The sequence below is a fragment of the Streptomyces sp. NPDC014801 genome, from assembly GCF_043082085.1.
GTDB lineage: Bacteria > Actinomycetota > Actinomycetes > Streptomycetales > Streptomycetaceae > Streptomyces.
Genome location: NZ_JBIBXG010000013.1, coordinates 230961 through 255983, shown reverse-complemented (window position 1 = coordinate 255983; position 25023 = coordinate 230961). Strand labels below are relative to the sequence as shown.

The following is a 25023-nucleotide window of genomic DNA, read 5'->3' as shown; positions in this document are numbered from 1 at the left end:
TCAGGCCACCCCCCGCACATGCTCGACGAGCGGCGCGCCGCGGCGCGGCAGGACCACGCCGACGAGGTCGATGCGGACGCCGCCCGGTGGCGCCCCGCCGTGCGTCTGGATCCACCGCTCGGCCAGCGCCCGCAGCCGCTCGGCCTTCTCGGGGGTGACGGCGGCCATCGGATGCTCGAAGGAGCCGTCCCTGCGGGTCTTCACCTCGCAGACGACCAGGACGTCACCGTCCCGGGCCACGATGTCGATCTCTCCGGACCGTCCGGCCCGCCAGTTGCGTTCCAGGACCGCGAGTCCGGCTTCGGCCAGCCGGCGTGCGGCCAGGGTCTCTCCGTACTTGCCGAGGGCACTGCGTGCGTTCATGTCGGCACCACCTCCGGCGCCCACGATCACGCAGCCGCGCCCAAGAAGTGGATCTTGGTGGACGGCCGCCCGGATGTGGAAAAGTCCGCCACCCGTGTGGGTGACGGACTTCGGCGGCCCCGTGCGGGGACGGACTCCGGCGGGCGGGATCAGCCGCCCGGCAGCTCCAGGTCGCTCTTGTTCAGCTCCTCGATGTTCACGTCCTTGAATGTGAGGACGCGGACCTGCTTGACGAAGCGGGCCGGCCGGTACATGTCCCAGACCCATGCATCCGCCATGCTCACCTCGAAGAACACCTCACCCTGGACCGAGTGCACCTGCATCTCGTAGTCGTTGGTCAGGTAGAAGCGCCGCTCGGTCTCGATCACGTATTTGAACAGACCGACGACATCGCGGTACTCCCGGTAGAGCTTGAGCTCCATCTCGGTCTCGTACTTCTCGAGGTCCTCGGCGCTCATGGCATGTTCCCCTTCAGCCGTGCGATCCCACCATTGTGCGCCAGTCCCGCGCGCCCCTAGACGATTTCCGTCTCCAGGGTCACGGGTCGGCCCGGGGGACCTTCTTCGAGCAGAGTGCGCAGCAGTTCGGCGAGTCTGGTCGGATACACCGTCTCACGTGTCCCGGTCAGTTCCGCACAGGACCACCACCTCGCTCCCGCGACGCTGCGCCGTTCCAGCTCGGTGAGCGCCGCGGCCCGGATCGCCGTCGTCGTCGTACGGGCCAGGTAGTACCACTCGTCCTGGTCCCAGCGGCGGCCCGCGAACGGGAACGAGCACGTCCGCCGCCACAGCACCGGGCCCAGGTCGACCTCGGTGATGCCCGTCTCCTCGGCGAGTTCCCTCAGCGCGGCCTCTTCACGGGTCTCGTCGCCCTCCAGACCGCCGCCGGGCGTGAACCACCAGTCGTCGGCCGGATCGCCCGGCTCGTGGCCGTGCAGCAGCAGGATGCGGTCCGCGGGGTCGAGCAGCACCACCCGCGCCACCTTGCGCAGGCCGCCCTCCACCGTCTCAGCGGACACCCGCGGGCTCCGTCCGTGCTCCGGCGCGCGAGCGGCCCGCCGCCCGCTTGGCGATCGGCCCGTAAGCGCCGCCCGCGAACACCAGCACCGCGCCGGCGACGATCAGCCCGACGACGGTGCGCAGGGGCCCGGGCTGCGACAGCGCACCGAGCGCCTCGAAGCCCGTGGGACGCTCCAGCATCCCCTTCATGGGCCAGACGACGGCGTCGACCCGCGCGGTCACGGCGCTGACGTCGACCGTGCCGCGGGCCGCGTCGGTGAGGTGCGCGGTGGAGTCCAGGGAGCCCTGGCGTTCGTCGCCGAGCAGGAACAGCCGGCCCTTGGGGACGGTCACCTCGGGAAAGTTCGTGATCTCGGCGGGGCTGCCCTGGGCCAGGTACGGCTCGTCGATCTCCTTGCCGTTGACGGTCAGCTTGCCGTCCTTGCAGCAGGCGACGGTGTCGCCGCCGACGGCGACGACGCGCTTGACCACGGGGGCGTTCTGCACCCAGGTCTTGTCGGTGAACACGACCACGTCGCCGCGGCGCACCTCGCTGCCGTCGACCCGCTGGGCCAGCACGCGGTCGCCGACGTCGATCGTCGGCGTCATCGAGGGGGTCGGCACGGTGTACGGCCGGTAGACGACGGCGCCCCAGGCGAAACCGCCGAGGAACAGCACCAGGCCCAGTGCGACGGCGATGCCGGAGAGCCGTTGCCCCACGCTGCTGCCACCGCCTTCCGTACGTATGCGCTCACCCATGGCCCCGCACCCTACCCGGGGGTAGGCCCCAATCCCACCCTTGCGCTCCGCCCCGGACCCCGCCGGGGCTCACCGACCGGCCCACGCGGGGACGAAAAGGGAGCAACGAAAACGGAGCAACGAAATCGGAGCGACGAAAAGGGAGCGCCCACTCCTGTGGACGCTCCCTCACACCGTTTCGGCCGAAGGTCAGCGGCGGCGCCGCACCCGCAGCCGCCACACGGCCACCGGCACGACCCCCGCCAGCGCCACCACGTCCGGCACGGCCGGGGCGACGGCCACCGTCGGCGACGCCGGAGCGGAGGAGGCGGCGGAGGCGGGCGAGTCCAGCCCGGGCTGGTCGAAGGTGTCCGGCACCGGCAGCGTGCCCCACCGGTTGATCGGCCAGGCCTTGACGATCGCGCGGCCCACGACGTCCTTCACCGGCACCATGCCGTGGTGCCTGTCGTTCTGGTTGTAGCGCGAGTCCTTGGAGTCCTGCCGGTGGTCGCCCATGACCCAGATGTAGCCCTTGGGCACCGTGACCTTGAAGCGCCCGCCGGTGTCGTCGTCGGAGCACGGCGTGTTCCCGGCGTACACGTAGTCCCGCTCGTCGAGGGCATGGCCGTTGACCTTCAGCGGCCCGGTGCCGTTGCACTCGATGGTGTCGCCGCCGACCCCGATGACCCGCTTGATCAGGTCCTTCTCCTCCGCCGACGGCATCAGGCCGATCCAGCTGAGGACCTTCTGCACGGCGTTGGGGTTGACGGTCGGCTCGCCGGCCAGCCAGTTGTCCGGGTCGTGGAAGACGACGACCTCGCCCCGCTCGGGTTCGGAGCCGAACCACGGGGTGAGCTTGTCGACGAGGACCCGGTCGCCCTCCTGCAGCGTGTTCTGCATCGACGCCGACGGGATGGAGAACGCCTGCACCAGGAACGTCTTGATCAGCAGGGCCAGGACGAGCGCGATCCCGACGAGGATCGGCAGCTCCTTCCAGAAGGAGCGCGGCTTCTTCGGCCCCGCGGCCCCTGCCGCCGTCCGGTCCGTCCGTCCGGCCTCGCCGTCGTCCATCACCGCGGAGTCACTCCCTGAGGTCCCCGAAGTCACGGCGCCGTCCGCGGTCGAGGCCGCGGACTGCACGGGGCGTCCGCGGTGTTCCTCGCCGTCGTGTCCGGACCGAGCGCCAACCGCCACATCCCCCACGCCAACTCCTTACTCCGTGTCGCTGCCTGCCCCGCGCGCGACGCAGGCCCACCACTCCCATAACGAGCGGGAGTTCCGCAGGGGTCGGGAGCTGGGACATTTCCTTGGGATCCACCGGATCACCGGGTGCAACCCTATGCGACGGCACGGCGGCCGTGGCCGACCCGGACGCCGCCGCGCCGGGTACGGACGCGAACGCCGGCGGTTCCTTCAGGGTGCTCCAGTGGCCGAGTGGCCAGGCGATGACCATGGCCCGTCCGACCACCTCGTCCTCGGAGACCGTACCCCCGTAGTCGGTGTCCTGGTGCGAGCGGGAGTCCGCGGAGTTGGAGCGGTGGTCGCCCATCACCCACAGCCGGCCCCGCGGAACGGTCACGTCGAAGGGTGTCTGCGAGGGCACGTCGCCGGGGTTCAGATAGTCCTCGTTCAGGGGAGCGCCGTTGACGGTGATGTGCCCGCCCGCGTCACAGCACTTGACGTGGTCCCCGCCGACGCCGACGACGCGTTTGATGAGGTCCTTCTCGTTGTCCGACGGCAGCAGGCCGATGAACGTCAGCGCTTCCTTGACCTGCTTGACCACGACCGGGTCGTCCTTCTTGACCGTGGTCTGCTCGTCCTGCAGCCAGCCGCCGGGGTCCTTGAACACCACGACGTCCCCGCGTTCCGGGTGTGACCCGAACCACGGGGTGAACTTGTCGACCAGGACCCGGTCGCCGATGCGGATCGTCTGTTCCATGGACCCGGACGGGATCACGAACGCCTGGACCAGGAACGTCTTCAGCACCAGCGCGATCAGCACCGCGACCCCCACCAGGAGCGGGATCTCCTTCACGGCGCTGCGCCGGCGTTTGCGTTTGACCTTGCGCTGGAGCCTGCGCCGCTCGGCACGGGTACGGCCGCCACCGGAGGGAGCCGAGGTCCGCCGGGTCCCGGTGGGCAGGGGATCGTCCGCGCCGCCGACGGAGGCACCGCGCGGCTTGCCGCGATTACCCATGTGCGCCCTCCGCGGTTGCGGACGGGACCGGCGCGGCCGGCGTGCCCTGCCCCGGGGCCGCCGCCCGCGGCACGCGCGCGTAGGCGTCCGGGCGGTGCAGGCGGGTGGCGTGCCCGAGCGGCCATACGATCCAGTCGGCGCGGCCGATGACGTCGCCGACCGGCACCATGCCGCCGCCGGGCGAGCCGAGGTGGTCGCGTGAGTCGCTGGAGTCGCCGCGGTGGTCGCCGAGGACGAACAGCCGGCCGTCGGGCACCACGACGTCGAAGGACACGGTGGAGGGGCTGTCCCCGGGGTACAGGAAGGCGGACTCGTCGACCGACCGGCCGTTCACCCGGATCCTCCCCTGCTGGTCGCAGCAGACCACGTGGTCTCCCCCCACACCGACAACGCGCTTGATGTAGTCACCGTCCCCGAAGGAGCCGCTGCCGTCGAAGACGACGATGTCGCCACGGCGCGGCTCGGCTCCGAAACGGTACGCCAACTCATTTACGAGAACCCTGTCCCCGATCCTCAATCCCGATTCCATGGAACCGGAAGGAATCTGGAAGGGCCGCACCACGAAGACGTTGAGGAGCAGCAGGAAGACCAGGCAGATCAGCAGGGTCAGGGTGAGGCGGCCGCCGGGGAGCCACTCGGCGATCCGGCTCGCCAACGCGAAACGCGACCGTCCCTCCGCACCCGGCGTCGCGGGTGGGGAGGAGCGGTCGCGCTCCGTGGGCTGTGCTTCGGTGTCCATCGGGGCGGAATGCTATCCGGCCCCGCTGTGACCCCGGGAAAGCGCTCAGCTCTCGCGCTTCTCCTTGATCTTCGCCGCCTTGCCGCGCAGCTCGCGCAGGTAGTACAGCTTGGCGCGACGCACGTCACCGCGGGTGACGAGCTCGATCTTCTCCACGATCGGGGTGTGCACCGGGAAGGTGCGCTCGACGCCGACGGAGAAGGAGACCTTGCGGACCGTGAAGGTCTCGCGCACGCCGGAACCCTGGCGACGGATCACCACGCCCTTGAACTGCTGCACACGGGAGCGGTTGCCCTCGATGACGCGCACGTGGACGTTGACGGTGTCACCCGGGCGGAAGGCCGGGACGTCGCTGCGCAGCGACGCGGCGTCGACGGAGTCGAGCAGGTGCGACATTTCGTCTGCTTTCTTCGCTGATGCCACAGGTCATCAACGGAATCTAGATCTTCCAGGGGAACGCTGCCCGGTCGGAGCCCGCGTCGTCTCCCCCTGTGGCAGGGGCGCGAGCCGGACGGGCGGACAGCAGCGGCCTATTCTTCCATGTCCTTCGCCCGGCGCCAAAATCGGCCGTAGGGCTCACCGGCCGGGTCGGGTTCCCAGCCCAGGATGGAGAGCATCTCGCGGTCCTTCTTGTCGAAGGCCTGGGGGTCGCAGCGCTCGATGAGGTCGGGCCGGTTCAGGGTGGTCCGCCGCAGGGCCTCGTCGCGGCGCCAGCGGGCGATCCTGCCGTGGTGGCCGCTGAGCAGCACGTCGGGGATCTCCCGGCCGCGCCAGGCGGGCGGCTTGGTGTAGACGGGGCCTTCCAGCAGGCCGGCCATGGCGCCGGGGGCGAAGGAGTCGTCGCGGTGGGACTCGGCGTTGCCGAGGACGCCGGGCAGCAGCCGGGCCACGGCCTCGGTGATGACGAGGACGGCCGCCTCCCCGCCGGCGAGGACGTAGTCGCCGATGGACACCTCGTGGACGGGCATGCGGGTGGCGTACTCGTCGACGACGCGGCGGTCGATGCCCTCGTAGCGGGCCGGGGTGAAGATCAGCCAGGGGCGCTCGGAGAGCTCCACGGCGAGTTCCTGGGTGAAGGGCCGGCCGCTGGGCGTGGGCACGATGAGCGCGGGCTCACCGGCGCCGGTCTCGTAGCCGTCGGCGAGGACGGAGTCGAGCGCCTCGCCCCAGGGGTCGGTCTTCATGACCATGCCGGGGCCGCCGCCGTACGGGGTGTCGTCGACGGTGTTGTGCCGGTCGTAGGTCCACTCCCGCAGGTCGTGGACGTGCACGTTCAGCTGTCCACGCGCGCGTGCCTTGCCGACCAGGGAGACGTTCAGCGGGTCGAGGTACTCGGGGAAGATCGTGACGACGTCGAGCCTCATGCGCCGGCGTCCCCCGGCTCGGCGGGCGTCTGCGCGGACTCCTCGTCCGCGTCCCGGGCGGAGGCGATCACGGCGCGGTCGTCGATGAGGCCGGGCGGGGGCGCGATGACGGCCTTCTGCTCGGCGAGGTCGATCTCGGTGACGATCTCGCCCACGAAGGGGATCATCACCTCGCTGCCGTCGGGCCGCTCGACGATGAACAGGTCCTGGGAGGGCAGGTGCGAGATCTCGGTGATCCGGCCGACCTCGGTGCCGTCCTCGGTGACCACGTCCAGGTCGATCAGCTGGTGGTCGTAGTACTCGTCCTCCTCCTCGGGCAGCTCGTCCGGGTCGACGTCGGCGATCAGGAGGGTGTTGCGCAGGGCCTCGGCGGCGGTGCGGTCGGACACGCCCTCGAACCGCAGCAGGAGCCGGCCGCTGTGGACGCGGCCCGTCTCGATGGTCAGCGGGCCGGCGGAGGCGGGGTCCGTGGCGAGCACGGCGCCGGGCGCGAGCCTCAGTTCCGGTTCGTCGGTCCGTACCTCGACGGTGACCTCGCCCTTGATCCCGTGGGCACGGCCGATCCGTGCGACTACCAACTGCACGTGTTCCTTCTCCTGTCATACGACTGCGGGCCGGGGACGGCCCTGTGGCCTTCCCCGGCCCGAGCCGGTGCTGCGAAGCGTCAGCGGACGTGGTCCACGTCGACGAGGTCGACGCGGACACCGCGGCCGCCGATGGCGCCCACGACGGTGCGCAGAGCGCGTGCGGTACGGCCGTTGCGGCCGATGACCTTGCCGAGGTCGTCCGGGTGGACCCGGACCTCGAGCACACGTCCACGGCGCAGGTTGCGCGAGGCCACCTGCACATCGTCAGGGTTGTCGACGATGCCCTTCACGAGGTGCTCGAGAGCCTCCTCGAGCATGCTCAGGCCTCGGTCGACTCGGACTCGGCAGCGGCCTCGTCCTTCTTCTCAGCCTTCTTCTTCTGGGTGATCGCCTCACCCTTGCTGTCGTCGTCGCCGGCGAGGGCCTCGAACGACGGGCGCGCGGCCTTGGGCTCCGGCTGCAGCAGCGGCGCCGGGGCGGGCTCGCCCTTGAACTTCTGCCAGTCGCCGGTCTTCTTCAGGATGGCGAGCACGGGCTCGGTCGGCTGGGCGCCGACGGAGAGCCAGTACGCCACGCGCTCGGCGTCCACCTCGATGACCGACGGGTGGTAGGTCGGGTGGTACTTGCCGATCTCCTCGATGGCCCGGCCGTCACGGCGGGTACGGGAGTCGGCAACGACGATGCGGTAGTGAGGCGAACGGATCTTGCCCAGACGCTTCAGCTTGATCTTGACTGCCACGGGAGTGGGTTCTCCTGGAATTGACGTGGTTGGGCACGGCGGAAATGCCGCGTGGGGTTGCGGTACCCGAGTGCCCGATGGACGCGTCAGCCGGAGGAGAGAGGGGTCCTGTGCGGCTGTCGAGTACAGCTAGCCATTGTGCCATACGCGGCAGGGCGCTCCGGGCCGAGGGTGACTTGACGTGGGCACGCTTGAGAAGCACCGGGCGTCGCGCCGTCGGACGCGCACGCCGGTGCGCGAAGGTGCCGCTGCGCCGCCGTGCCGCCCCTCGGTCCCTGCCGGGCCCGTGAGGCCCTGGGTGGCCCTGGGGAGGCACGACCTGGTCCGCAGCCGCGGCGACGGTCCGTCGCGCAGCGGCACCCCACCCCGGTCGACCGCTCCGGCAGCCACGAGATGCCGGTGTGTGCGGCCGGGGTCAGGCCGCGCCGACCACCTCAGGGATGCGGAACGGCTTGCCGCAGCCGCCGCAGACGATCGGCGCCTGGGCCAGGACCGACGGGACGACGCGGACGTTGCGGCCGCAGTCGCACACCGCCTTGACGCGCACGCCGCCGCCCGAGGAGCCGTGCCGTGCGGCCGGGCCCCGGAAGGTGCGGGAGGTGTCGGAGGAGGTCGCCGCCGAGTGGGCCTTGAGGGCCCGCTGGAGGCGCTCGATGGTCGGCCGGTAGCGCCGCTTGGCCTCGGGGCTGAGCGTGACCAGGGAGAAGCCGCTGCTCGGGTGCGGCTCGTCGGGGTGGTCGAGGCCCAGCTCCTCGGCGATCGCGAGGAATCTGCGGTTGTGGTAGCGGCCGGCCCGGGACGTGTCACGCACGCCGCGCGCGGCGGCGATGCCATGGACTGCCTCGTGCAGCAGCCGCTCGAAGGAGAGCTCGTGCCCGCACGCGGACGACGACTCTCCGATCAGGGACTCCGGCGCGGCGAGGTCCGGCAGCTCGGGGTGGTGCCGCTGAATGTCGGCCCACGCCTGCGCCAGCTCCGCGGCGAGAACAGGTGGTGTCTGTGTCGTGCTCACGTAATGACAACGAGCCGGGGTGCCGCTGTGTTCCGATTCCGGGGCATCCCAAATAATTTGCACGTACCCGTCAGTTGCCGCTGATGCGTCCTGACGAGGACGGGTGCGCTGATCTGCGGAGATGTCACTCAGCTCGTACCAAGCTGGTGCGTAGCCCGACGTAGGCGTACGTACGTCCCGGCGCGTAGATCGTGTCGACGCGGCGGACCACACGGGGTCCGCGACCGCGCAAGAGACCTTTCGGTCACACGCGGGGCGAGCGGGCCCCACCTCGCTCAGCGCCCACGACGACCGTGACGTTACCCGGTGTCTCCCGCGTGCCCGGCACCACCCCCGCGGCCGGCCGCGGGGCATCTCCACGGCGTGTTGCGCGCAGATGAAATTCCGCCACCCTGGCAGCCAACTCTCAATCCCCGGTCGCTTTCCACTGGACGCACCGCCGAGGCCGGAGTTTCCTGGCATACGGGGGTCAGTGCGAACGCACTGCACGGGGGCCACGCACAACCGGGCACCTCCAGGCGATACGGGCACACGGCTTTTCACTCGGCGGATTGGGGCGCGTACCTATGACACCTACGCTCGTGCGGCAGCACCTCCCCCAGGCGGGCTCGGCCCCTCGCGTGGACCAGGGTGCACGCGCGCGTGACTGGTCGGAGATCCAGGAGCGGATGCTGGTCCCGCTCTACGAGGCCGTCTACGAGCGACTGGAAGTGGGGTCCGGCACCCGCCTGCTGGGCCTGGGCTGCGGCTCCGGCCTGGCCCTGCTGATGGCGGCGGTGCGCGGCGCGGAGGTCACCGGCGTCGAGTGCCACTCGCCGGAACGGCTGGCCCTCGCCCGCGAGCGGCTCCAGCCGGCGGCTCCCGAGAGCCACGCGCGGGGCGGTGCGCGGCTGGTGCGCCGCACCCCGGAGCGGGCGGCCGCGGCGTACAACCTGGTGACGGCGTTCGAGCCCATCGGATGCCTGGCCGGCGACTCCGAGGGACTCGCCGAGCTGCTCGCCGGGGCGGTACCGGTCGCCGAGCGCGGCACACCCGTGGTGCTGGCCGGCTGGGGCCCGCCGGAGCGGTGCGCGACCTCGTCCGTGCTGCGGGTGGCGGGCAAGCTGGCCGATCCGCTGCGCAGCCCCGGCAGCTGGCGCCCCGCCCTGCGCGACGACCTGGAGGAGGTCGCCCAGCGGGCCGGGCTGCGCCCCGACGGCTCCGGGCGGGTGTCCTGCCCGTTCGGGTACGCCGACGTGGCGAGCGCGCGGCGCGGGCTGCTGTCGACGGGGCTGTTCGACGCGGCGATCGAGGCCACCGACCAGGAGCAGGTCGACAAGGAGCTGGCCGAGGCGCTGCACCCGCACCGCCGCGCCGACGGCACGGTGTGGATGCCGAACGTCTTCCGCTACCTCATAGCCACCGTGCCGTAGACCGCCGGCCTGCCGCGCCCCGTGCGGCCGGCGCGGCTACGCCTCCTCCTTGGTCAGCCGGGCGATGCCCGCGATGCGGTAGGCGTCGGCCTCCTCCAGCGTCTCGCGGTCCAGCAGCGCCTCGGCGAGGGCGTCCAGCTGCCCGCGGTGCTCGCGCAGCTTGCGGCACGCCTCCTCGTAGCACTCGTCGACGACGCGGCGCATCTCCTCGTCGATCGCGTCGAGGGTCTGCGGGGCGGCGGCCAGGCCGTACGCCTGCTGGGCGTCGTTCGGCAGCGCGGAGAGCCGGCCCACGCGCTCGCTCATCCCCCAGCGCGAGACCATCCCGCGGGCGATGTTGGTGACCTGTTCCAGGTCGCTCTCGGAGCCGGTGGTGATCACGTCGTAGACGACGTGCTCGGCCGCCATGCCGCCGAGCGCGCCGATGATCCGGCCGCGCAGATACTCCTCGGTGTACGCGTACTTGTCCGCGTCCGGCGTGGACAGGGTGACGCCGAGGGCGCGGCCGCGCGGCACGATGGTGATCTTGCGGACCGGGTCGGCGCCCGGCTGCAGCATGCCGAGCAGCGCGTGCCCGCTCTCGTGGTAGGCGGTGCGCCGCCGCTCCTCGTACGGCATGACGAGGGCGCGTTCCGCGCCGAGCTGCACCTTCTCCAGGGCTTCCGAGAGATCGGAGTGGGTGACGCGCTGCCGGCCGCGCTTGACGGCGAGCAGGGCCGCCTCGTTGGCGAGGTTGGCGAGTTCCGCACCGGTCATGCCGGGGGTGGTCTTGGCGACCTGGGCGAGGTCGACGTCGCCGGCGAGCGGGATCTCGCGGGTGTGGATGCGCAGGATGGCCTCGCGCCCGCCGCGGTCCGGGGGCGAGACCTGCACGACGCGGTCGAAGCGGCCGGGCCGGGTGAGCGCCGGGTCGAGGATGTCCGCACGGTTGGTGGCGGCGATGACGATGACGCCCTCGGAGCCGGAGAACCCATCCATTTCGGTCAGGATCTGGTTGAGGGTCTGCTCCCGCTCGTCGTGTCCGCCGACGCTCGCGCCGCCGCCGCGGGCCCGTCCGATGGTGTCGATCTCGTCGATGAAGATGATCGACGGAGCGACCTTGCGGGCCTCCGCGAACAGCTCGCGCACCCGGGAGGCGCCGACGCCGACGATCATCTCGATGAACTCGGAGGCGGACGCCGAGAAGAACGGAACCCCCGCCTCGCCGGCGACGGCCCGCGCGAGCAGCGTCTTGCCGGTGCCCGGCGGCCCCGCCAGCAGCACACCGCGGGGCATCTTGGCACCCATTCGGCGGTAGGCGTCGGGATTCTTCAGGAAGTCGACGACGTCGTTGAGCTCCCCCTCGACCTCGTCGATACCGGCCACGTCGGCGAAGGTGGTGCGCTGCTGCCCCGGCTCCAGCTCCACCGGCTTGGGCGGCGCCTTGCGGCCCAGCATGCCGCCGGCGCCGCCGAGCCCCGCGCGCATCCGCCGGGCGATGAACACCCACACCGCGATCAGCACCACCATCGGCGCCAGCGAGATGAGCAGGTTGGCGAGAAAGCTGCGGTGCTGGACGACCGGTTCCGCGGTGACCGTGACGTCGTGCTTGGTCAGGGACGCCCAGATCTTGTCGTCCGCGAAGGTCGGCCGCTCCGTCTTGAACTTCTTGTAGGTGCCGGAGCCCTGCGGATTGTCCTGGGCCTTCTTCAGCTCGCCCTGGATCGCGTTGCCCTTGGCGTAGATCTTGCTGACGTTGCCGGTGTCGACCTGCTTGCTGAACTCGGTGTACGAGATCGTCGGCTCGGTCGCCTCGTCCTGGAAGGACAGGATGAGGTTGGCGATCAGGAACACGACCAGGGCGGCGACGATCAGCCGCCACCAGCCCCGCATCCGCCGCCCGCCGGAGGGCGGTTTCGGCGGTTCCTCGGGGGTGCCCTCGGTACGCCAGGGCTGGTCGGGAGACTTCCGCGGCGGCGCAGGGTTGGTCATATCGGGACGGTACGCCAGAAGAGTCGTACAGGCATGTGCGTGTACGACGCCGGGGGCGACCCCTGGTGAGGGGCGCCCCCGGCGTCGTGCGCGAGCGGCCGTCGGCCGCGGACCGGTCCGGCCGGTGGCCGGTCAGCCCATGAACTTCTTGAACTCGTCCGGCAGCTCGAAGTCCTGGGCGCCCTGCTGGCCGGGCAGGCCGAAGGCGCCGCCGTTCTGGGCGGCGGCCGCGCGGCGGGCGGCCTCCTCCTGCTCCTGCTGCTTGCGCTTCATCGGGTTGCCGGAGCGCTGCTTGCCCTTGGCCTTCTTCTGCTGCTTCTTCTGCCGGCCGGGGCCACCGCCCATGCCCGGGAGCCCCGGCATGCCGGGCATCCCGCCGCCCTGCGCCATGCGGGACATCATCTTGCGGGCCTCGAAGAACCGCTCGACGAGGTTCTTCACGGCGCTGACCTCGACACCGGAACCCTTGGCGATACGGGCGCGGCGGGAGCCGTTGATGATCGTGGGGTCCTGGCGCTCGGCCGGGGTCATCGACTTGATGATCGCGGCGGTGCGGTCCACGTCGCGCTCGTCGATGTTGTTGATCTGGTCCTTGATCTGGCCCATGCCGGGCAGCATGCCGAGCAGCTTGGAGATGGAGCCCATCTTCCTGACCTGCTCCATCTGGGCCAGGAAGTCGTCCAGGGTGAAGTCCTGGCCCTTCTTCGACGCCAGCTTGGAGGCCATCTTGGCGGCCTCTTCCTGGCTGAACGTCTTCTCCGCCTGCTCGATCAGGGTGAGCAGGTCACCCATGTCGAGGATGCGGGAGGCCATCCGGTCGGGGTGGAAGGCGTCGAACTCGTCGAGCTTCTCGCCGTTGGAGGCGAACATGATCGGCTTGCCGGTGATCTGCCGGATCGACAGGGCGGCACCACCGCGGGCGTCACCGTCGAGCTTGGAGAGCACCACGCCGTCGAAGCCGACGCCGTCGCGGAAGGCCTCGGCGGTGTTGACGGCGTCCTGACCGATCATCGCGTCGACGACGAACAGGATCTCGTCGGGCCGGACCGCGTCCCGGATGTCCGCGGCCTGCTGCATCATCTCCTGGTCGATGCCCAGGCGGCCGGCGGTGTCCACGATCACGATGTCGTGGACCTTGGACTTGGCGTACTCGATGGAGTCCTTGGCGACCTTGACCGGGTCGCCGACGCCGTTGCCCGGCTCGGGCGCGTACACGCCGACGCCGGCGCGCTCGGCGACGACGCTCAGCTGGTTGACGGCGTTGGGGCGCTGCAGGTCACAGGCGACCAGCAGCGGGGAGTGGCCCTGCTCCTTGAGCCAGCGGCCGAGCTTGCCCGCCAGAGTGGTCTTACCGGCACCCTGGAGACCGGCCAGCATGATCACGGTGGGCGGCTGCTTGGCGAACCGCAGCCGCCGGGTCTCGCCGCCCAGGATCGTCACGAGCTCGTCGTTGACGATCTTGAGGACCTGCTGGGCCGGGTTCAGGGCCTTGGAGACCTCGGCGCCGAGGGCGCGCTCCTTGACGTTCTTGATGAAGGAGCGCACGACGGGCAGGGCCACGTCCGCCTCGAGGAGGGCGATGCGGATCTCACGCGCGGTGGCGTCGATGTCCGCCTCGCTCAGACGCCCCTTGCCGCGCAGATTCTTGAAGGTCGCTGAGAGGCGATCGGAGAGAGTATCGAACACGGCGGCGTCGGTCCTCGGAGTCGGGGGCAGGATGAGCGTCTTCCAGGGTATCCGGCTCTGCAAGCCGATCGTCCCCGGCCGCTGCATCACGGACGGGGACGACACCCCAGCGTCGGCGGGGAGCATGTGTCGACGCTGGGCGCGTACGCCGTCTACGCCGGACCATCCCCGCATCGGCAGGGACCACACCGCGATCAACGCAGCGGCGCCGTGCGGGTCACTCCTTCAAGGCCTCTTCCAGCTTCCGCGCCACCGACGACGCTGCGTCCTCAGGCAAGGGTGCCCCCTTCTCGCCCGTCACGTAGAAGGCATCCACCGCGTTGGAGCCAAGCGTGCTCACGTGGGCGCTGCGGACCCGGACGGCCGCGTCCTCCAGGGCGCGGCCGATGCGGAACAGCAGGCCCGGGGCGTCCTGGGCGCGGACCTCGATCACCGTGGCCAGGCGGGAGGCCGCCGGGTGCACGGTGACGCGGGGCGGCGGTGGGACCACGCCGCGGCGGCGCGGATAGGCCGCGTCGCGTTCGGCGAGCCGGGCGGCGATGTCCAGGGAGCCGTCCAGCGCCCGCACCAGGTCGGCGCGCAGCCGGGTGGCCTGCGGCAGGGAGCCGTACTCGGCGGCGACCCGCCAGTTCAGCAGCAGCACCGAGCCGTCCACCCCCTCGGGCAGGTCCAGCGCGCGCAGCTCGGCCGTGCGGACGGTCAGCCGGTGCAGCGCGAGGACACCGGCCACCGCGGGCAGCACCCCCGGCTGGTCGGGTACGGCGATGAGCAGCTCCACGCCGAGCGGCTCGGGGTCGGCGGAGGTCTCGCCGGCGGGCGGCTCGGTCTGCGCGCGCAGCGCCAGCACCGGGCCGCCGGTGGCGGCCGCCTCCAGGGCGAGCCGTTCCTGCTCGGCGGTCGGCGCGGCCGTCTCGGGGTCCTCGGGCGCGTCGCCGGCGAGTACGGCCGACACCCTCCGCACCAGGTCGGCGACGAGCGAGCCGCGCCAGGACGACCAGGCGGCCGGGCCGGTGGCCAGGGCGTCCGCCTCGGTCAGGGCGTGCAGCAGCTCCAGCGTGGACGGCGTGCCCACGGCCTCGGCGACCGCGCGCACGGTCGCCGGGTCCTCCAGGTCGCGCCGGGTCGCGGTCTCGATCAGCAGTAGATGATGGCGTACGAGGGTGGCGAGGACGGCGGCGTCGGCGCGGTCGAAGCCGATCCGGGCGGCGACGTCCCTCGCGATGATCTCGCCGGCCACGGAGTGGTCGCCGGGCCAGCCCTTGCCGATGTCGTGCAGCAGCGCGGCGACCAGCAGCAGGTCGGGCCGGCTGACCCGGCGGGTGAACTCCGAGGCGCGCACGGCCGTCTCGATCAGATGCCGGTCGACGGTCCACACGTGGACGGCGTTGCGCTGCGGCCGGCAGCGCACCCGCTCCCAGTCGGGCAGCAGCCGGGTGATCAGGCCCTCGGCCTCCAGCGCCTCCCACACCTCGACGGTGGGGCGGCCGGAGCCGAGCAGGGTGACCAGCTGTTCGCGGGCCTCGGCGGGCCAGGGCGCCGGCAGCGGCCGCGCGACGGCGGCCATCCGGCGCACGGCGTGCAGGGAGAGCGGCAGGCCGGCCTGGGCGGCGGCGGCCGCGGCGCGCAGCGGGAGCACGGGGTCGCGTTCGGGGCGGGCGGCGCGGGCGAGGACCACCTCGCCGTCCTGCTCGACGACGCCCTCGGCCAGCGGCGACCGCTCGGCGACCGGTTTCCCGCCGCCCAGGAGGGCGCGCAGCCGGGGCCGCACCGCGCGGGAGCGCAGCACACGGCCCACCTCGCGCCAGGTGACGTCACTGGCGTACGCGATGACGCGGGCGGCCTCGTAGACCTGCCGCAGCAGGGTGTCGGCGTCGAGGAGGCCGAGTTCGGCAGCGACCTGGTCCTGTTCCTGCAGGGAGAGGCGGTCGGTGGCGCGTCCGGTGGTCAGGTGCAGGGCGTCGCGGACGTCGAGGAGGCGGCGGCGGGCGGCGTCGAGGCCCTCGCGGGGGGCGTCGGCGAGCCAGGAGGCGGCGACGGCGCGCAGGGCGGTGGCGTCCCGCAGACCGCCGCGGGCCTCCTTCAGGTCCGGCTCCAGCAGGTACTGCAACTCGCCCTGCCGCTCGGCGCGTTCGGCGCACAGCTCCTGGAGTTCGGGCAGGCGCCTGGGGGCCTGGTTGCGCCAGTCGGCGAGGACGGCGGTGCGCAGGGCGGCGGTCAGGCCGCGGTCGCCGGCGAGGTGGCGGGCGTCGAGCAGGCCCAGCTGGACCTTGAGGTCCTCGCCGGCGGTACGGCGGGCCTCGGCCGGGGTGCGCACGGAGTGGTCGAGGGCGAGGCCGAGGTCCCACACCGGGTACCAGAGCCGGTCGGCGAGAGCGGCGACGTCCTTCGCGTCGGCGTCGTCGTGCAGCAGGAGCAGGTCCAGGTCGCTGCGCGGGGACAGCTCGCCGCGCCCGTAGCCGCCGACGGCGACCAGCGACACGCCCCGCGGCTCGCCCGGCGCCGCACCGGACAGCTCGCCGGCCGCCGCGCCGAACAGCTCGCCGAGCCAGTCGTCGGTGAGCTGCGACAGGGCCGCACGGCGCGGCGGCCCGGACCGCTCCCCCTCGGTGAGGAGGTGCAGCCGGGCCGCCGCGTAGCCGCCGGGGCCGGAGTCCTGTGCCTTGCCGTGCTCGTCCGTGCTCGTCACCCAGCGACTCCTGTTCTCGTGACGGTCAGAGTGCGTCGGGGCCGCGCTCGCCGGTGCGGACCCGGACCGCCGTGTCGACCGGGATCGACCAGACCTTGCCGTCACCGATCTTGCCGGTACGGGCGGCCTTGACGACGACCTCGATGAGCTGCTCGGCGTCGTCGTCCTCGACCAGCACCTCGATGCGGATCTTGGGGACCAGGTCGACCGTGTACTCGGCGCCGCGGTAGACCTCGGTGTGGCCCCGCTGCCGACCGTAGCCGCTGGCCTCGGTGACCGTCAGTCCCTGGACGCCGAAGGCCTGCAGGGCCTCCTTGATCTCGTCGAGCCGGTGCGGCTTGACGACGGCGGTGATCAGCTTCATGCGTCGACCTTCTTCCCCTCGGGCTTGCTGTCGGCCGCGGCGGCCACGGGGACCGGAACGCCCCCGGTGCGGACGGCCCCGCCGCCGGCGCCGCTGAAGTCGTATGCGGTCTCGGCGTGCTCGGCCTGGTCGATGCCGGCGACCTCCTCGTCCTCGGTGACGCGCATGCCGATCGTCTTGTCGAGGAGGAAGGCGAGGACCGCGGAGACGATCAGCGAGTAGGCGAGGACGGCGCCGACACCCGCGCACTGCTTCCACAGCTGGGTGAAGGAGTGGTCGCCGTAGAAGACGCCGGTCGCGGTGGACTGGCCCTTGCCGGTGGCGAAGAAGCCGATCAGCAGCGAGCCGGCGATACCGCCGACCAGGTGCACGCCGACGACGTCGAGGGAGTCGTCGTAGTTGAACCGGTACTTCAGGCCGACGGCCATGGCGCACAGCACACCGGCGATGGCGCCGACGGCGATCGCGCCGAGCGGGGAGACCGCGCCGCCTGCCGGGGTGATGGCGACGAGGCCCGCGACCGCGCCGGAGGCGGCGCCCAGCGTGGTGAAGGCACCGTGGCGGATCTTCTCGTAGATCAGCCAGGCGAGCATGGCGGCACCGGTGGCGACCTGCGTGTTGATGAACATCAGCGCGCCGACGCCGTCGTCGTTGCCGAGCCAGGAGCCGGCGTTGAAGCCGAACCAGCCGAACCACAGCAGACCGGCGCCGAGCATGACCAGCGGCAGGCTGTGCGGGCGCATCGGGTCCTTCTTGAAGCCGACGCGCTTGCCGATGACGAGGATCACGCCGAGCGCCGCGGCACCGGCGTTGATGTGCACGGCCGTACCGCCGGCGAAGTCGATGACGCCCAGGTCGAAGGCCCAGCCGCCCGTGCCCCACACCCAGTGGGCGACCGGGAAGTAGACGATCGAGACCCACAGCGCGACGAACAGCGCCCAGGCGCTGAATTTGACGCGGTCGGCGAGCGCACCGCTGATCAGGGCGGGCGTGATGATCGCGAACATCAGCTGGAAGACGCAGAACACGAAGACGGGGATCGTGTAGCCGTCCCACAGCTGCGTCAGCCCTATGTTGCTCAAGCCGAGCCAGTCGGAGTTCCAGCCGATGAGGCTGCCGTGGTCCGTGCCGAAGGCGAGGGAGAAGCCGTAGAGCACCCACAGGATGGTGACGATCCCGAGGCTGATGAAGCTCATCATCAGCATGTTCAGGGTGCTTTTGACGCGGACCATGCCGCCGTAGAAGAAGGCCAGGCCCGGGGTCATGAGCATCACCAGGGCGGAACAGATGAGCATGAAGCCTGTGTTGGCGGACGACAGTTTGGGTGCGTCCGCCGCAAGCATGATGGCTGCTGGTGCCATCGGCGTCTCCTCGTCGTTGTGCGGCCCCGTGCGGGCGATGCCTGAGCGGTATGCCTGAGCGGAATGAGGGGTGGGCCGGTTATGAGCCACGAGATTGGCGCAGCGCCGTTTCGGTGGAAGCCCCTCGTTGTTTCGCCGGGGTGACGAAGGCGCCGTGCGTGTTACGCGCCGATGAATTGCCGGATGGGCGGCCGGGCGATCGCTGTCGCGGCGCCGTCTTGTGCGGCGCGGGCCGCGCGGGGGGCCTCCGGCGGGGGCCCGGGGAGACGGGGCCGGCCGCGGTCGGCCTTCCGATGACCTGGCATGGGGGAGCCGAGTCGGGCGGTTCGGGGAGGCCGGCCGCGGCCGGGGTTCAGCGGGTGGTGCGGGTGTGCGGGCTGTGCGCGGTCCTGCGGGATTCTCGCGGCTTGTGCGGGGTCAGACCGCCTCGGCTGCCTCCGGCAGCTCGGCGGCGAGCTTGTCGGTGAGGTCGACGATCTCGGCGAGGTCGCCGAAGTCGCGGGCGGCGGTGTCGACGGTCTTGCGGATCCGGGTGTTGACCCGCTCGGAGCGCACCTTCTTCGCGACCCGCATGGCCTGCGCCGCGTACACCGTGCTCTGCTCGGGCTCGCGGCGCAGCAGGTGGACGGTGGCCATGCCGATGAGGTTCAGCGCATACGACCGCTGGTGCTCGCTGTCCTGCGCGAACAGCTCCACGGCCCGCTGCATCAGCGGCTCGGCCAGCGAGGCGTAGGCCGGGCTGCGGCCGGCGACATAGGCGAGGTCGCGGAAGGAGTGGCTGTTCTCGCCGTGCAGTTCGGCCTCGGAGAAGAAGCGGATCCAGTCGGGGTCCGGCTCGTCCCAGTCGTCGGCGTCGGCGAAGGTGTCCTCGGCCATGCGCACCGCCCGCTTGCACTTGCCGGGCTGGCCCATGTTGGCGTAGGCGCGGGCCTCCATCGCATACAGCATCGCCTGGGTGCGGGGACTGGCGCAGTCACGGCTGCCGTACTGGGCGAGGTGGATGAGCTCCAGGGCGTCCTCGGGCCGGCCCAGGTGGATCATCTGGCGGCTCATGCTGGACAGGATGTAGGAGCCGAGCGGCTTGTCGCCGGCCTCCTTGGCGGCGTGCAGGGCGAGCACGAAGTACTTCTGCGCGGTGGGCTGCAGCCCCACGTCGTACGACATCCAGCCCGCGAGCTCCGCCAGCTCGGCGGCGACCTTGAACAGGCGGCGGGTGGTGGCCTCCGGCTGGGGCTCCTGGAGGAGGTCGGTGACCTCGTGCAGCTGGCCGACGACCGCCTTGCGGCGCAGGCCGCCGCCGCACTGGGCGTCCCACTGGCGGAACATCACCGTGGTGGACTCCAGCAGGTCCAGCTCCGGCCTGGACAGCCGGCCGCGGGCGCGGCTGGTGGGGACGGGCTGCGGGTCGGCCTCGTGGCGCGGGCCGGGCACGGTGGGCGTGGGCACCAGCCAGCGCTGCATCGGCTCGATCAGGGCCGGGCCGGCGGCCAGGGCCAGCGAGCTGCCGAGGAAGCCGCGCCTGGCCAGCATCAGGTCGCTGCGCGAGAACTCGCCGAGCAGGGCGACGGTCTGCGGGCCCGTCCAGGGCAGGTCGACGCCGGTCGCGGAGGGTGCGGGGCGCGCGGTGCGCAGGCCGAGGTCCTCGATGGAGACGACGCAGCCGAAACGCTCGGAGAACAGCTCCGACAGGATCCTGGGGATGGGCTCGCGCGGGTTCTCCCCGTCCAGCCAGCGGCGCACGCGCGAGGTGTCGGTGGAGATGTGGTTGGCGCCCAGCTGACGGGCGCGGCGGTTCACCTGACGGGCGAGCTCGCCCTTGGACCAGCCGCTGCGCACGAACCAGTTTCCCAGCAGTTCGTTGGGGCGCTTCTCAGCGTTCGTCCCGCCACCGCCGTTGCCGCCCACTGGAACGCCCCCATCCCTCAAGACCGCCTGCCGCGCCGCTGCGCCAAGCCCTATCAGAATGCCGGTCCTCGGGGCTTCCGTCCGCCGGTTCTCACCCTTCGAACGGAAAGCCGAGTTGCCTCCGGCATACCCACGAGCGCATGTGCCCGGAGGTACCGTGCACTCAAAGTAATCCTACGATCACCCGTCCGGCCATGGCGATCCCTGAATCGCCACCATTCGCCACCCCTTCGAATGAACTCACGGTGGCCTTCCCGCGATTCACTTGACATAGGACAGCGGGGAGTGAGCGAACGGATGCACTCGGGGGCGCGCGTCGCCGGATGCACCACCGCGGACGCTCCCGGCCGCCGTCCGCGGCAGGGTCGAGGACACGCTCCGTAGCGGGTTGAGTGTCCTTCGTAACCACCGGTGGGTCGGACCCGTTGGAGGGGGCATGGGCTTCACGATCGGCAGCAGTCGGGGCATCCGCGACTTCCGTGACATCCGGTCCGTCTCGCGCCGCCGCGGCCGCTCGTCGGAGTGCACCGCCGTGGCCGAGTACACCGGCCTGTGGGGATGGGACGTCGTCCCGGGCACGCGGGCGGCGGCGGGCGTGTGCTCGTGCGGCCGCTCCGACTGCCCGGCGCCGGGGGCACATCCGCTGGACTTCGCGCCGGAGGTGCGGGCCGGGGCGACGCTGGACGAGGTGACCGCCGCGTGGGGCGAGGTGCCCGGGGCGTCGGTGATGCTGCCGGTGGGGCGCGCGTTCGACGTGCTGGAGGTCGCGGAGGCGGCGGGGCGGCGGGCGCTGGTGCGGCTGGAGCGGATGGGGGTGCCGCTGGGGCCGGTGACGGTGACGCCTCAGGGGCGGGCGCAGTTCTTCGTCGCGCCGGGGGCCGCGGCGGAGCTGCCGCGGCTTCTGTACCGGATGGGGTGGGACGATCCGCAGCTCGATCTGCGGGCGCTGGGAGTGGGGGCCTACGTCACGGCTCCGCCGTCGGAGCGGGGTGGGCTGGGGCCGGTGCGGTGGCTGCGGCCGCCGGCCCTGGACGCGGCGACGCGGCCGCCTGCGGCGCGGTTGCTGCTGGGGACGTTGGCCTATGCGGCGCATCGGTCGCGGGGGTAGTGGTCCGGGGCGCTGCGTTTCGGGCGCGGCGGCTGTGCGGGTGGGTGCGGGTCGTTGCCGGGTGCGGGGTTCGTCGTGGCTGGTCGCGCAGTTCCCCGCGGTGTGCCTGCGGCGGCTGTGCGGGTGGGTGCGGTGGTGTTGCCGGGTGCGGGTCCGTCGTGGCTTGTCGCGCAGTTCCCCGCGCCCCTGAATGCCTGCGGCGGCCCGTTTCTGTCCGGTGGCCGGTTGCGGTAGCGCCTTCTGTGGGTGGGTGAGTCGGGGCCGCGGTGGGGGGTGTCCGTCCTCGGTACGGCCCTACGTCTCTCCAGAAGCTGACGAAAGGCAATGCCGTCCGCTGCGGGCGGACACCCCCCACCACGTCCCCTCCCCGCCGCCGGCGACTGCAGGCCGTCGCCGCTACCTGCCTTCGTAGCTGCGGGCAGTCGTGCCGCTGGGGCGGCACGGGTGGGCGCAGCGGCGCCCCGCACCGCCGGGCCGCGCACCCCACGGCGGTCAGCGCACCGCCGGGCAACTCGCCCCACGGCAGGCACCCGACGTCAGTGAAAAACCCACCCCCGGCGTTGGAGCCGAGGGTGGGTTTTCTGTGCGGGACGGAGTCCGCTAGTCGCCCAGGAGGGCGTCGACGAAGGCGCCCGGTTCGAAGGGGGCCAGATCGTCCGCCCCCTCACCGAGCCCGACCAGCTTGACCGGCACGCCCAGCTCCCGCTGGACCGCGATCACGATGCCCCCCTTCGCCGTACCGTCGAGCTTCGTCAGCACGATGCCCGTGATGTCGACGACCTCCGCGAAGACGCGGGCCTGCACGAGCCCGTTCTGCCCGGTCGTCGCGTCGAGGACGAGCAGCACCTCGTCCAGCGGCGCGTGCTTCTCCACGACCCGCTTGACCTTGCCCAGCTCGTCCATGAGCCCGGTCTTGGTGTGCAGACGGCCGGCCGTGTCGATGAGCACGACGTCCGCGCCCATCTCCTTGCCCTCCTTCACCGCGTCGAACGCGACGGAGGCCGGGTCGCCGCCCTCGGGCCCGCGCACGGTGTAGGCGCCGACCCGCTCGCCCCAGGTCTGGAGCTGGTCGGCGGCGGCCGCGCGGAACGTGTCCGCGGCGCCCAGGACGACGGAGCGGCCGTCGGCCACCAGGACCCGCGCGAGCTTGCCGGTCGTGGTGGTCTTGCCGGTGCCGTTGACGCCGACGACCATCACGATGCCCGGCTTGCTGGTGGCGGGCTCGGTCTTGACCTCGCGGTCCATGTCGGGGCCGACCAGCGTGAGCAGCTCCTCCCGCAGCAGGCCGCGCAGCTCGGCCGGAGTGCGGGTGCCGAGCACCTTCACGCGCTCCCGGAGCCGTTCGACCAGTTCCTGCGTGGGCTGCACGCCGACGTCGGCGGTGAGCAGGGTGTCCTCGATCTCCTCCCAGGTGTCCTCGTCGAGGTGCTCCCGGGACAGGAGGTTCAGCAGGCCCTTGCCCAGGGCGTTCTGCGAGCGGGACAGACGGGCGCGCAGCCGCACCAGGCGGCCTGCGGTGGGCTCCGGGATCTCGATCTCCGGAGCCGCGACGGGAGCCTCGGCGGGCGGCTCCTCTACGAGGACGGGAGCCGGGCCTGGAAGATCCACCTCCTCGATGGTGCGCCGCGGTTCCTCCCGCGGCGTCTCGGCCTCGTCGCCGACGTGCGGCTCGGCCGGAGGGGCGGTGATGTCGGGCGCGGCGGGGGGCGGCGGGGGCAGCGACTTCTTCCGTCGGCTGCCGACCACGAGCCCGCCGAGCGCGACGATCGCGACCACGGCGATGACTACAGCAAGGATGACGGTTTCCATAACCCGTCCAGTATCAGCCATGGGGGTCCGCCGAAGCCGTCTTGTGGCTTCCTCCGAGAGACAAACGCCACTGGAAGGCAGGAGTCGGACCAAAGTACGATGGTGGTGCCTACATCAACGCGCGTAGAGTCCCGACGTCACCCTGTCCCCCACTCCGAGGCTCCCTCTTTCATGAGCAAGACCGCCGAGACCGAAGGCGCTCTCGAAACCCGCGGCATCGAGCAGGTGCCGGACGACGAGCGCACCGCGAAGCCACGCGAACTGTTCCCCACCTGGGTGGGCGCGAACATCAGCGTGCTGCTGCTGACCATGGGCGCGAGCCTCGTCGCGGCGTATCACCTGAACATCTGGCAGGCGCTGGTCGTCGCGGCCGTCGCCCCCGTCGTGTCGTACGGCCTGGTCGGGCTCATCGGCATCGCCGGCAAGCGGGGCGGCGCGCCCGGCATGGCCCTGTCGCGCGCGGTGTTCGGGCAGCGCGGCAACCTGCTGCCCGGTTCCTTGATCTGGGTGGCCCGCTGGGGCTGGGAGACGATCAACGCGGTGACCGGCGCCTACGCCATGCTCACCATCCTGGACATCGTCCTCGGCGTCCACGCCAACAGCGTGCTCGACATGGTCATGCTGCTGCTGTTCGTCGTCGCCACGTTCGCGATCTCCGGGCTCGGCATCAACGCCGTCCAGAAGTGCAACAAGTACGCGACCTACCTCTTCGGCGCCTTCTCCGTGCTGGTGCTCGTCTATCTCGCCGTCAACACCGACTGGTCGAAGGTGATGGAGCACTCGGCCGGTTCGACGGCCGCCGTGATCACCGGCATCGGCATGATCGCCGCCGGCGGCGTCAGCTGGATCCCGTCCGCCCCGGACTTCACCCGCTACCTCCCCCGTACGGCGTCCTCGAAGGCGATCGTCGGGACGTCCGTCGGCGGCGCCGGCATCGTCGTCCTGCCGATGGTCCTGATGGGTGCCGTCATGGCGGTGTCCACGCCGGACCTGGCCTCCGCCTCCGACCCGGTGTCCTTCCTCGGCGAGATCCTGCCCACCTGGATCGCCGTCCCGTACCTGCTCATCGCGCTGATCGGCATGCTGCTGATCAACTCCATGTCCATGTACTCGGCCGGCTTCACCGCCCAGACCCTCGGCTTCAAGGTCCCGCGCCACTGGGCGGTGTCCGTGAACGCCGTCATCTCCCTGGTCTTCGGCGGCGTCCTGATGCTGGTCGCGACCAGCTTCATGGGCTCCTTCATCGCCTTCCTGTCCCTGCTCGCCGTCGCCTTCTCGGCCTGGGTCGGCGTCTTCGGCGCGGACATGCTGCGCCGCACGGAGTACGACGGCGCGGCCATGGCCGACACGACCCGCACCAGCGCCTACTGGTACCGGGCCGGCTTCTCCCCCGCGGCGGTCACCGCCTGGGCGGCCGGCCTCGTCGGCGGCCTGCTGTTCACCACGTCCGACTGGTTCACCGGCCCCCTGGCCAAGAACAACATCATCGGCGAATACGGTCTCGGCTGGGTCGCCACCATCGTCATCTCCGGCCTCCTCTACCTGGCCCTCCCCAAGCCCCCGGTCACCCAGCCGACGGCTCAGAAGACGACGGACGACCGCGAACCCCTGACCGTCTGACCCCACCTCGAAGCCCCCTCCAGCGACCACGCCGGAGGGGGCTTTTCTTCTCCCACCACGACGGCCCTGTAGCCGCCGACGGCGGCAAGGGGCCGCGGTGGGGGGTGTCCGCCCGCAGCGGACGGCATTGCCTTCGGGTGCCGTCTTGAACTGACGTAAGGCCGTACCGAGGACGGACACCCCCCACCACGGCCCCGACCCACCCACCGGCAGAAGGCGATACCGCAACCGCCCACCGGACAGGAACGGGCCGCCGCAGGCATTCAAGGGGCGCGGGGAACTGCGCGAGCAACCACGACGAGACCCGCACCCGGCAACGATCCGCACCCACCCGCACAGCCGCCGCAGGCGATCCGCACTCACC

Annotated in this window: 23 protein-coding genes; 3 read left to right on the top strand and 20 right to left on the bottom strand. The window is 71.7% G+C overall.

Going from position 1 to position 25023, the window contains the following annotated elements; all coding sequences use genetic code 11:
* From ACF1AL_RS30640 to ACF1AL_RS30580, 13 genes are all read right to left on the bottom strand, one after another.
* A complete protein-coding gene (locus ACF1AL_RS30640) occupies window positions 1–363 on the bottom strand; it encodes a YraN family protein (protein ID WP_384214428.1) in 363 nt (120 codons plus the stop codon).
* A 149-nt stretch (window positions 364–512) separates the two neighbouring features.
* On the bottom strand, window positions 513–821 hold the full coding sequence (locus ACF1AL_RS30635) for a DUF2469 domain-containing protein (protein ID WP_003965949.1): 309 nt from the start codon (window positions 819–821) through the stop codon (window positions 513–515).
* 56 nt (window positions 822–877) lie between these two features.
* On the bottom strand, window positions 878–1381 hold the full coding sequence (locus ACF1AL_RS30630) for an NUDIX hydrolase (protein ID WP_366837245.1): 504 nt from the start codon (window positions 1379–1381) through the stop codon (window positions 878–880).
* Window positions 1371–2120, bottom strand: coding sequence for a signal peptidase I (gene lepB, locus ACF1AL_RS30625; protein WP_391828255.1), 750 nt, complete (start codon window positions 2118–2120; stop codon window positions 1371–1373). The genes ACF1AL_RS30630 and lepB (ACF1AL_RS30625) overlap by 11 nt, the downstream gene beginning before the upstream one ends.
* Window positions 2121–2309: 189 nt before the next feature.
* Window positions 2310–3293 (bottom strand): signal peptidase I, encoded by a 984-nt coding sequence (gene lepB, locus ACF1AL_RS30620; protein WP_391779487.1) that lies wholly within the window; start codon window positions 3291–3293, stop codon window positions 2310–2312.
* Window positions 3181–4296, bottom strand: coding sequence for a signal peptidase I (gene lepB / locus ACF1AL_RS30615; protein ID WP_391828253.1), 1116 nt, complete (start codon window positions 4294–4296; stop codon window positions 3181–3183). The genes lepB (ACF1AL_RS30620) and lepB (ACF1AL_RS30615) overlap by 113 nt, the downstream gene beginning before the upstream one ends.
* Window positions 4289–5035 carry a signal peptidase I gene (gene lepB, locus ACF1AL_RS30610; RefSeq protein ID WP_391828251.1) on the bottom strand — a complete coding sequence of 249 codons (747 nt, stop codon included), beginning with the start codon at window positions 5033–5035 and terminating at the stop codon, window positions 4289–4291. The genes lepB (ACF1AL_RS30615) and lepB (ACF1AL_RS30610) overlap by 8 nt, the downstream gene beginning before the upstream one ends.
* Window positions 5036–5080: 45 nt before the next feature.
* Window positions 5081–5431, bottom strand: coding sequence for a 50S ribosomal protein L19 (gene rplS / locus ACF1AL_RS30605; RefSeq protein ID WP_030168262.1), 351 nt, complete (start codon window positions 5429–5431; stop codon window positions 5081–5083).
* Between the two features lie 134 nt (window positions 5432–5565).
* Window positions 5566–6399 carry a tRNA (guanosine(37)-N1)-methyltransferase TrmD gene (trmD, locus tag ACF1AL_RS30600; protein ID WP_391819714.1) on the bottom strand — a complete coding sequence of 278 codons (834 nt, stop codon included), beginning with the start codon at window positions 6397–6399 and terminating at the stop codon, window positions 5566–5568.
* Complete coding sequence (gene rimM / locus ACF1AL_RS30595) at window positions 6396–6983, bottom strand: ribosome maturation factor RimM (protein ID WP_391698302.1); 588 nt, start codon at window positions 6981–6983, stop codon at window positions 6396–6398. Before rimM ends, trmD begins: the two co-directional genes overlap by 4 nt.
* An 80-nt stretch (window positions 6984–7063) precedes the next feature.
* On the bottom strand, window positions 7064–7303 hold the full coding sequence (locus ACF1AL_RS30590) for an RNA-binding protein (protein WP_003973401.1): 240 nt from the start codon (window positions 7301–7303) through the stop codon (window positions 7064–7066).
* Window positions 7304–7305: 2 nt separating this feature from the next.
* Window positions 7306–7725, bottom strand: coding sequence for a 30S ribosomal protein S16 (gene rpsP / locus ACF1AL_RS30585; protein ID WP_391657042.1), 420 nt, complete (start codon window positions 7723–7725; stop codon window positions 7306–7308).
* Window positions 7726–8140: 415 nt separating this feature from the next.
* A complete protein-coding gene (locus tag ACF1AL_RS30580) occupies window positions 8141–8737 on the bottom strand; it encodes a hypothetical protein (protein WP_366837237.1) in 597 nt (198 codons plus the stop codon).
* 566 nt (window positions 8738–9303) lie between these two features.
* Between ACF1AL_RS30580 and ACF1AL_RS30575 the strand changes: the two genes are divergently transcribed.
* Window positions 9304–10149, top strand: coding sequence for an SAM-dependent methyltransferase (locus ACF1AL_RS30575; RefSeq protein ID WP_391657043.1), 846 nt, complete (start codon window positions 9304–9306; stop codon window positions 10147–10149).
* A gap of 36 nt (window positions 10150–10185) precedes the next feature.
* Here the strand turns inward: ACF1AL_RS30575 and ftsH are convergent, their stop codons facing one another.
* The 6 genes from ftsH to ACF1AL_RS30545 form a co-directional block, all read right to left on the bottom strand.
* The gene (gene ftsH, locus ACF1AL_RS30570; protein WP_391828249.1) at window positions 10186–12120 is read right to left on the bottom strand and encodes an ATP-dependent zinc metalloprotease FtsH; all 1935 of its coding nucleotides are present in this window, start codon (window positions 12118–12120) and stop codon (window positions 10186–10188) included.
* Between the two features lie 132 nt (window positions 12121–12252).
* On the bottom strand, window positions 12253–13806 hold the full coding sequence (ffh, locus tag ACF1AL_RS30565) for a signal recognition particle protein (RefSeq protein WP_391698471.1): 1554 nt from the start codon (window positions 13804–13806) through the stop codon (window positions 12253–12255).
* A 217-nt stretch (window positions 13807–14023) separates the two neighbouring features.
* Entirely contained in the window at window positions 14024–16492 is a 2469-nt protein-coding gene (locus ACF1AL_RS30560; RefSeq protein ID WP_391657044.1) for a [protein-PII] uridylyltransferase, read from the bottom strand.
* 25 nt (window positions 16493–16517) lie between these two features.
* Window positions 16518–16856 carry a P-II family nitrogen regulator gene (locus tag ACF1AL_RS30555; RefSeq protein WP_103781692.1) on the bottom strand — a complete coding sequence of 113 codons (339 nt, stop codon included), beginning with the start codon at window positions 16854–16856 and terminating at the stop codon, window positions 16518–16520.
* On the bottom strand, window positions 16853–18217 hold the full coding sequence (locus ACF1AL_RS30550; protein WP_384214437.1) for an ammonium transporter: 1365 nt from the start codon (window positions 18215–18217) through the stop codon (window positions 16853–16855). The genes ACF1AL_RS30555 and ACF1AL_RS30550 overlap by 4 nt, the downstream gene beginning before the upstream one ends.
* Window positions 18218–18634: 417 nt before the next feature.
* Window positions 18635–20122 carry a hypothetical protein gene (locus ACF1AL_RS30545; protein ID WP_391779486.1) on the bottom strand — a complete coding sequence of 496 codons (1488 nt, stop codon included), beginning with the start codon at window positions 20120–20122 and terminating at the stop codon, window positions 18635–18637.
* 436 nt (window positions 20123–20558) lie between these two features.
* Between ACF1AL_RS30545 and ACF1AL_RS30540 the strand changes: the two genes are divergently transcribed.
* Entirely contained in the window at window positions 20559–21230 is a 672-nt protein-coding gene (locus tag ACF1AL_RS30540; RefSeq protein ID WP_386418253.1) for a bifunctional DNA primase/polymerase, read from the top strand.
* Window positions 21231–21830: 600 nt separating this feature from the next.
* Here ACF1AL_RS30540 and ftsY read toward each other — a convergent pair.
* Entirely contained in the window at window positions 21831–23039 is a 1209-nt protein-coding gene (ftsY, locus tag ACF1AL_RS30535; protein ID WP_391828247.1) for a signal recognition particle-docking protein FtsY, read from the bottom strand.
* A gap of 171 nt (window positions 23040–23210) precedes the next feature.
* Between ftsY and ACF1AL_RS30530 the strand changes: the two genes are divergently transcribed.
* Window positions 23211–24659 (top strand): cytosine permease, encoded by a 1449-nt coding sequence (locus ACF1AL_RS30530; protein WP_391828245.1) that lies wholly within the window; start codon window positions 23211–23213, stop codon window positions 24657–24659.
* Window positions 24660–25023: the final 364 nt, after the last annotated feature.

Coding starts and splice junctions, on each gene's coding strand:
- ACF1AL_RS30640 (WP_384214428.1), bottom strand. CDS start 363: ATGAACGCACGCAGTGCCCTCGGCAAGTACGGAGAGACCCTGGCCGCA.
- ACF1AL_RS30635 (WP_003965949.1), bottom strand. CDS start 821: ATGAGCGCCGAGGACCTCGAGAAGTACGAGACCGAGATGGAGCTCAAG.
- lepB (WP_391828255.1), bottom strand. CDS start 2,120: ATGGGTGAGCGCATACGTACGGAAGGCGGTGGCAGCAGCGTGGGGCAA.
- lepB (WP_391828253.1), bottom strand. CDS start 4,296: ATGGGTAATCGCGGCAAGCCGCGCGGTGCCTCCGTCGGCGGCGCGGAC.
- lepB (WP_391828251.1), bottom strand. CDS start 5,035: ATGGACACCGAAGCACAGCCCACGGAGCGCGACCGCTCCTCCCCACCC.
- rplS (WP_030168262.1), bottom strand. CDS start 5,431: ATGTCGCACCTGCTCGACTCCGTCGACGCCGCGTCGCTGCGCAGCGAC.
- trmD (WP_391819714.1), bottom strand. CDS start 6,399: ATGAGGCTCGACGTCGTCACGATCTTCCCCGAGTACCTCGACCCGCTG.
- ACF1AL_RS30590 (WP_003973401.1), bottom strand. CDS start 7,303: ATGCTCGAGGAGGCTCTCGAGCACCTCGTGAAGGGCATCGTCGACAAC.
- ACF1AL_RS30575 (WP_391657043.1), top strand. CDS start 9,304: ATGACACCTACGCTCGTGCGGCAGCACCTCCCCCAGGCGGGCTCGGCC.
- ftsH (WP_391828249.1), bottom strand. CDS start 12,120: ATGACCAACCCTGCGCCGCCGCGGAAGTCTCCCGACCAGCCCTGGCGT.
- ACF1AL_RS30555 (WP_103781692.1), bottom strand. CDS start 16,856: ATGAAGCTGATCACCGCCGTCGTCAAGCCGCACCGGCTCGACGAGATC.
- ACF1AL_RS30550 (WP_384214437.1), bottom strand. CDS start 18,217: ATGGCACCAGCAGCCATCATGCTTGCGGCGGACGCACCCAAACTGTCG.
- ACF1AL_RS30540 (WP_386418253.1), top strand. CDS start 20,559: ATGGGCTTCACGATCGGCAGCAGTCGGGGCATCCGCGACTTCCGTGAC.
- ftsY (WP_391828247.1), bottom strand. CDS start 23,039: ATGGAAACCGTCATCCTTGCTGTAGTCATCGCCGTGGTCGCGATCGTC.
- ACF1AL_RS30530 (WP_391828245.1), top strand. CDS start 23,211: ATGAGCAAGACCGCCGAGACCGAAGGCGCTCTCGAAACCCGCGGCATC.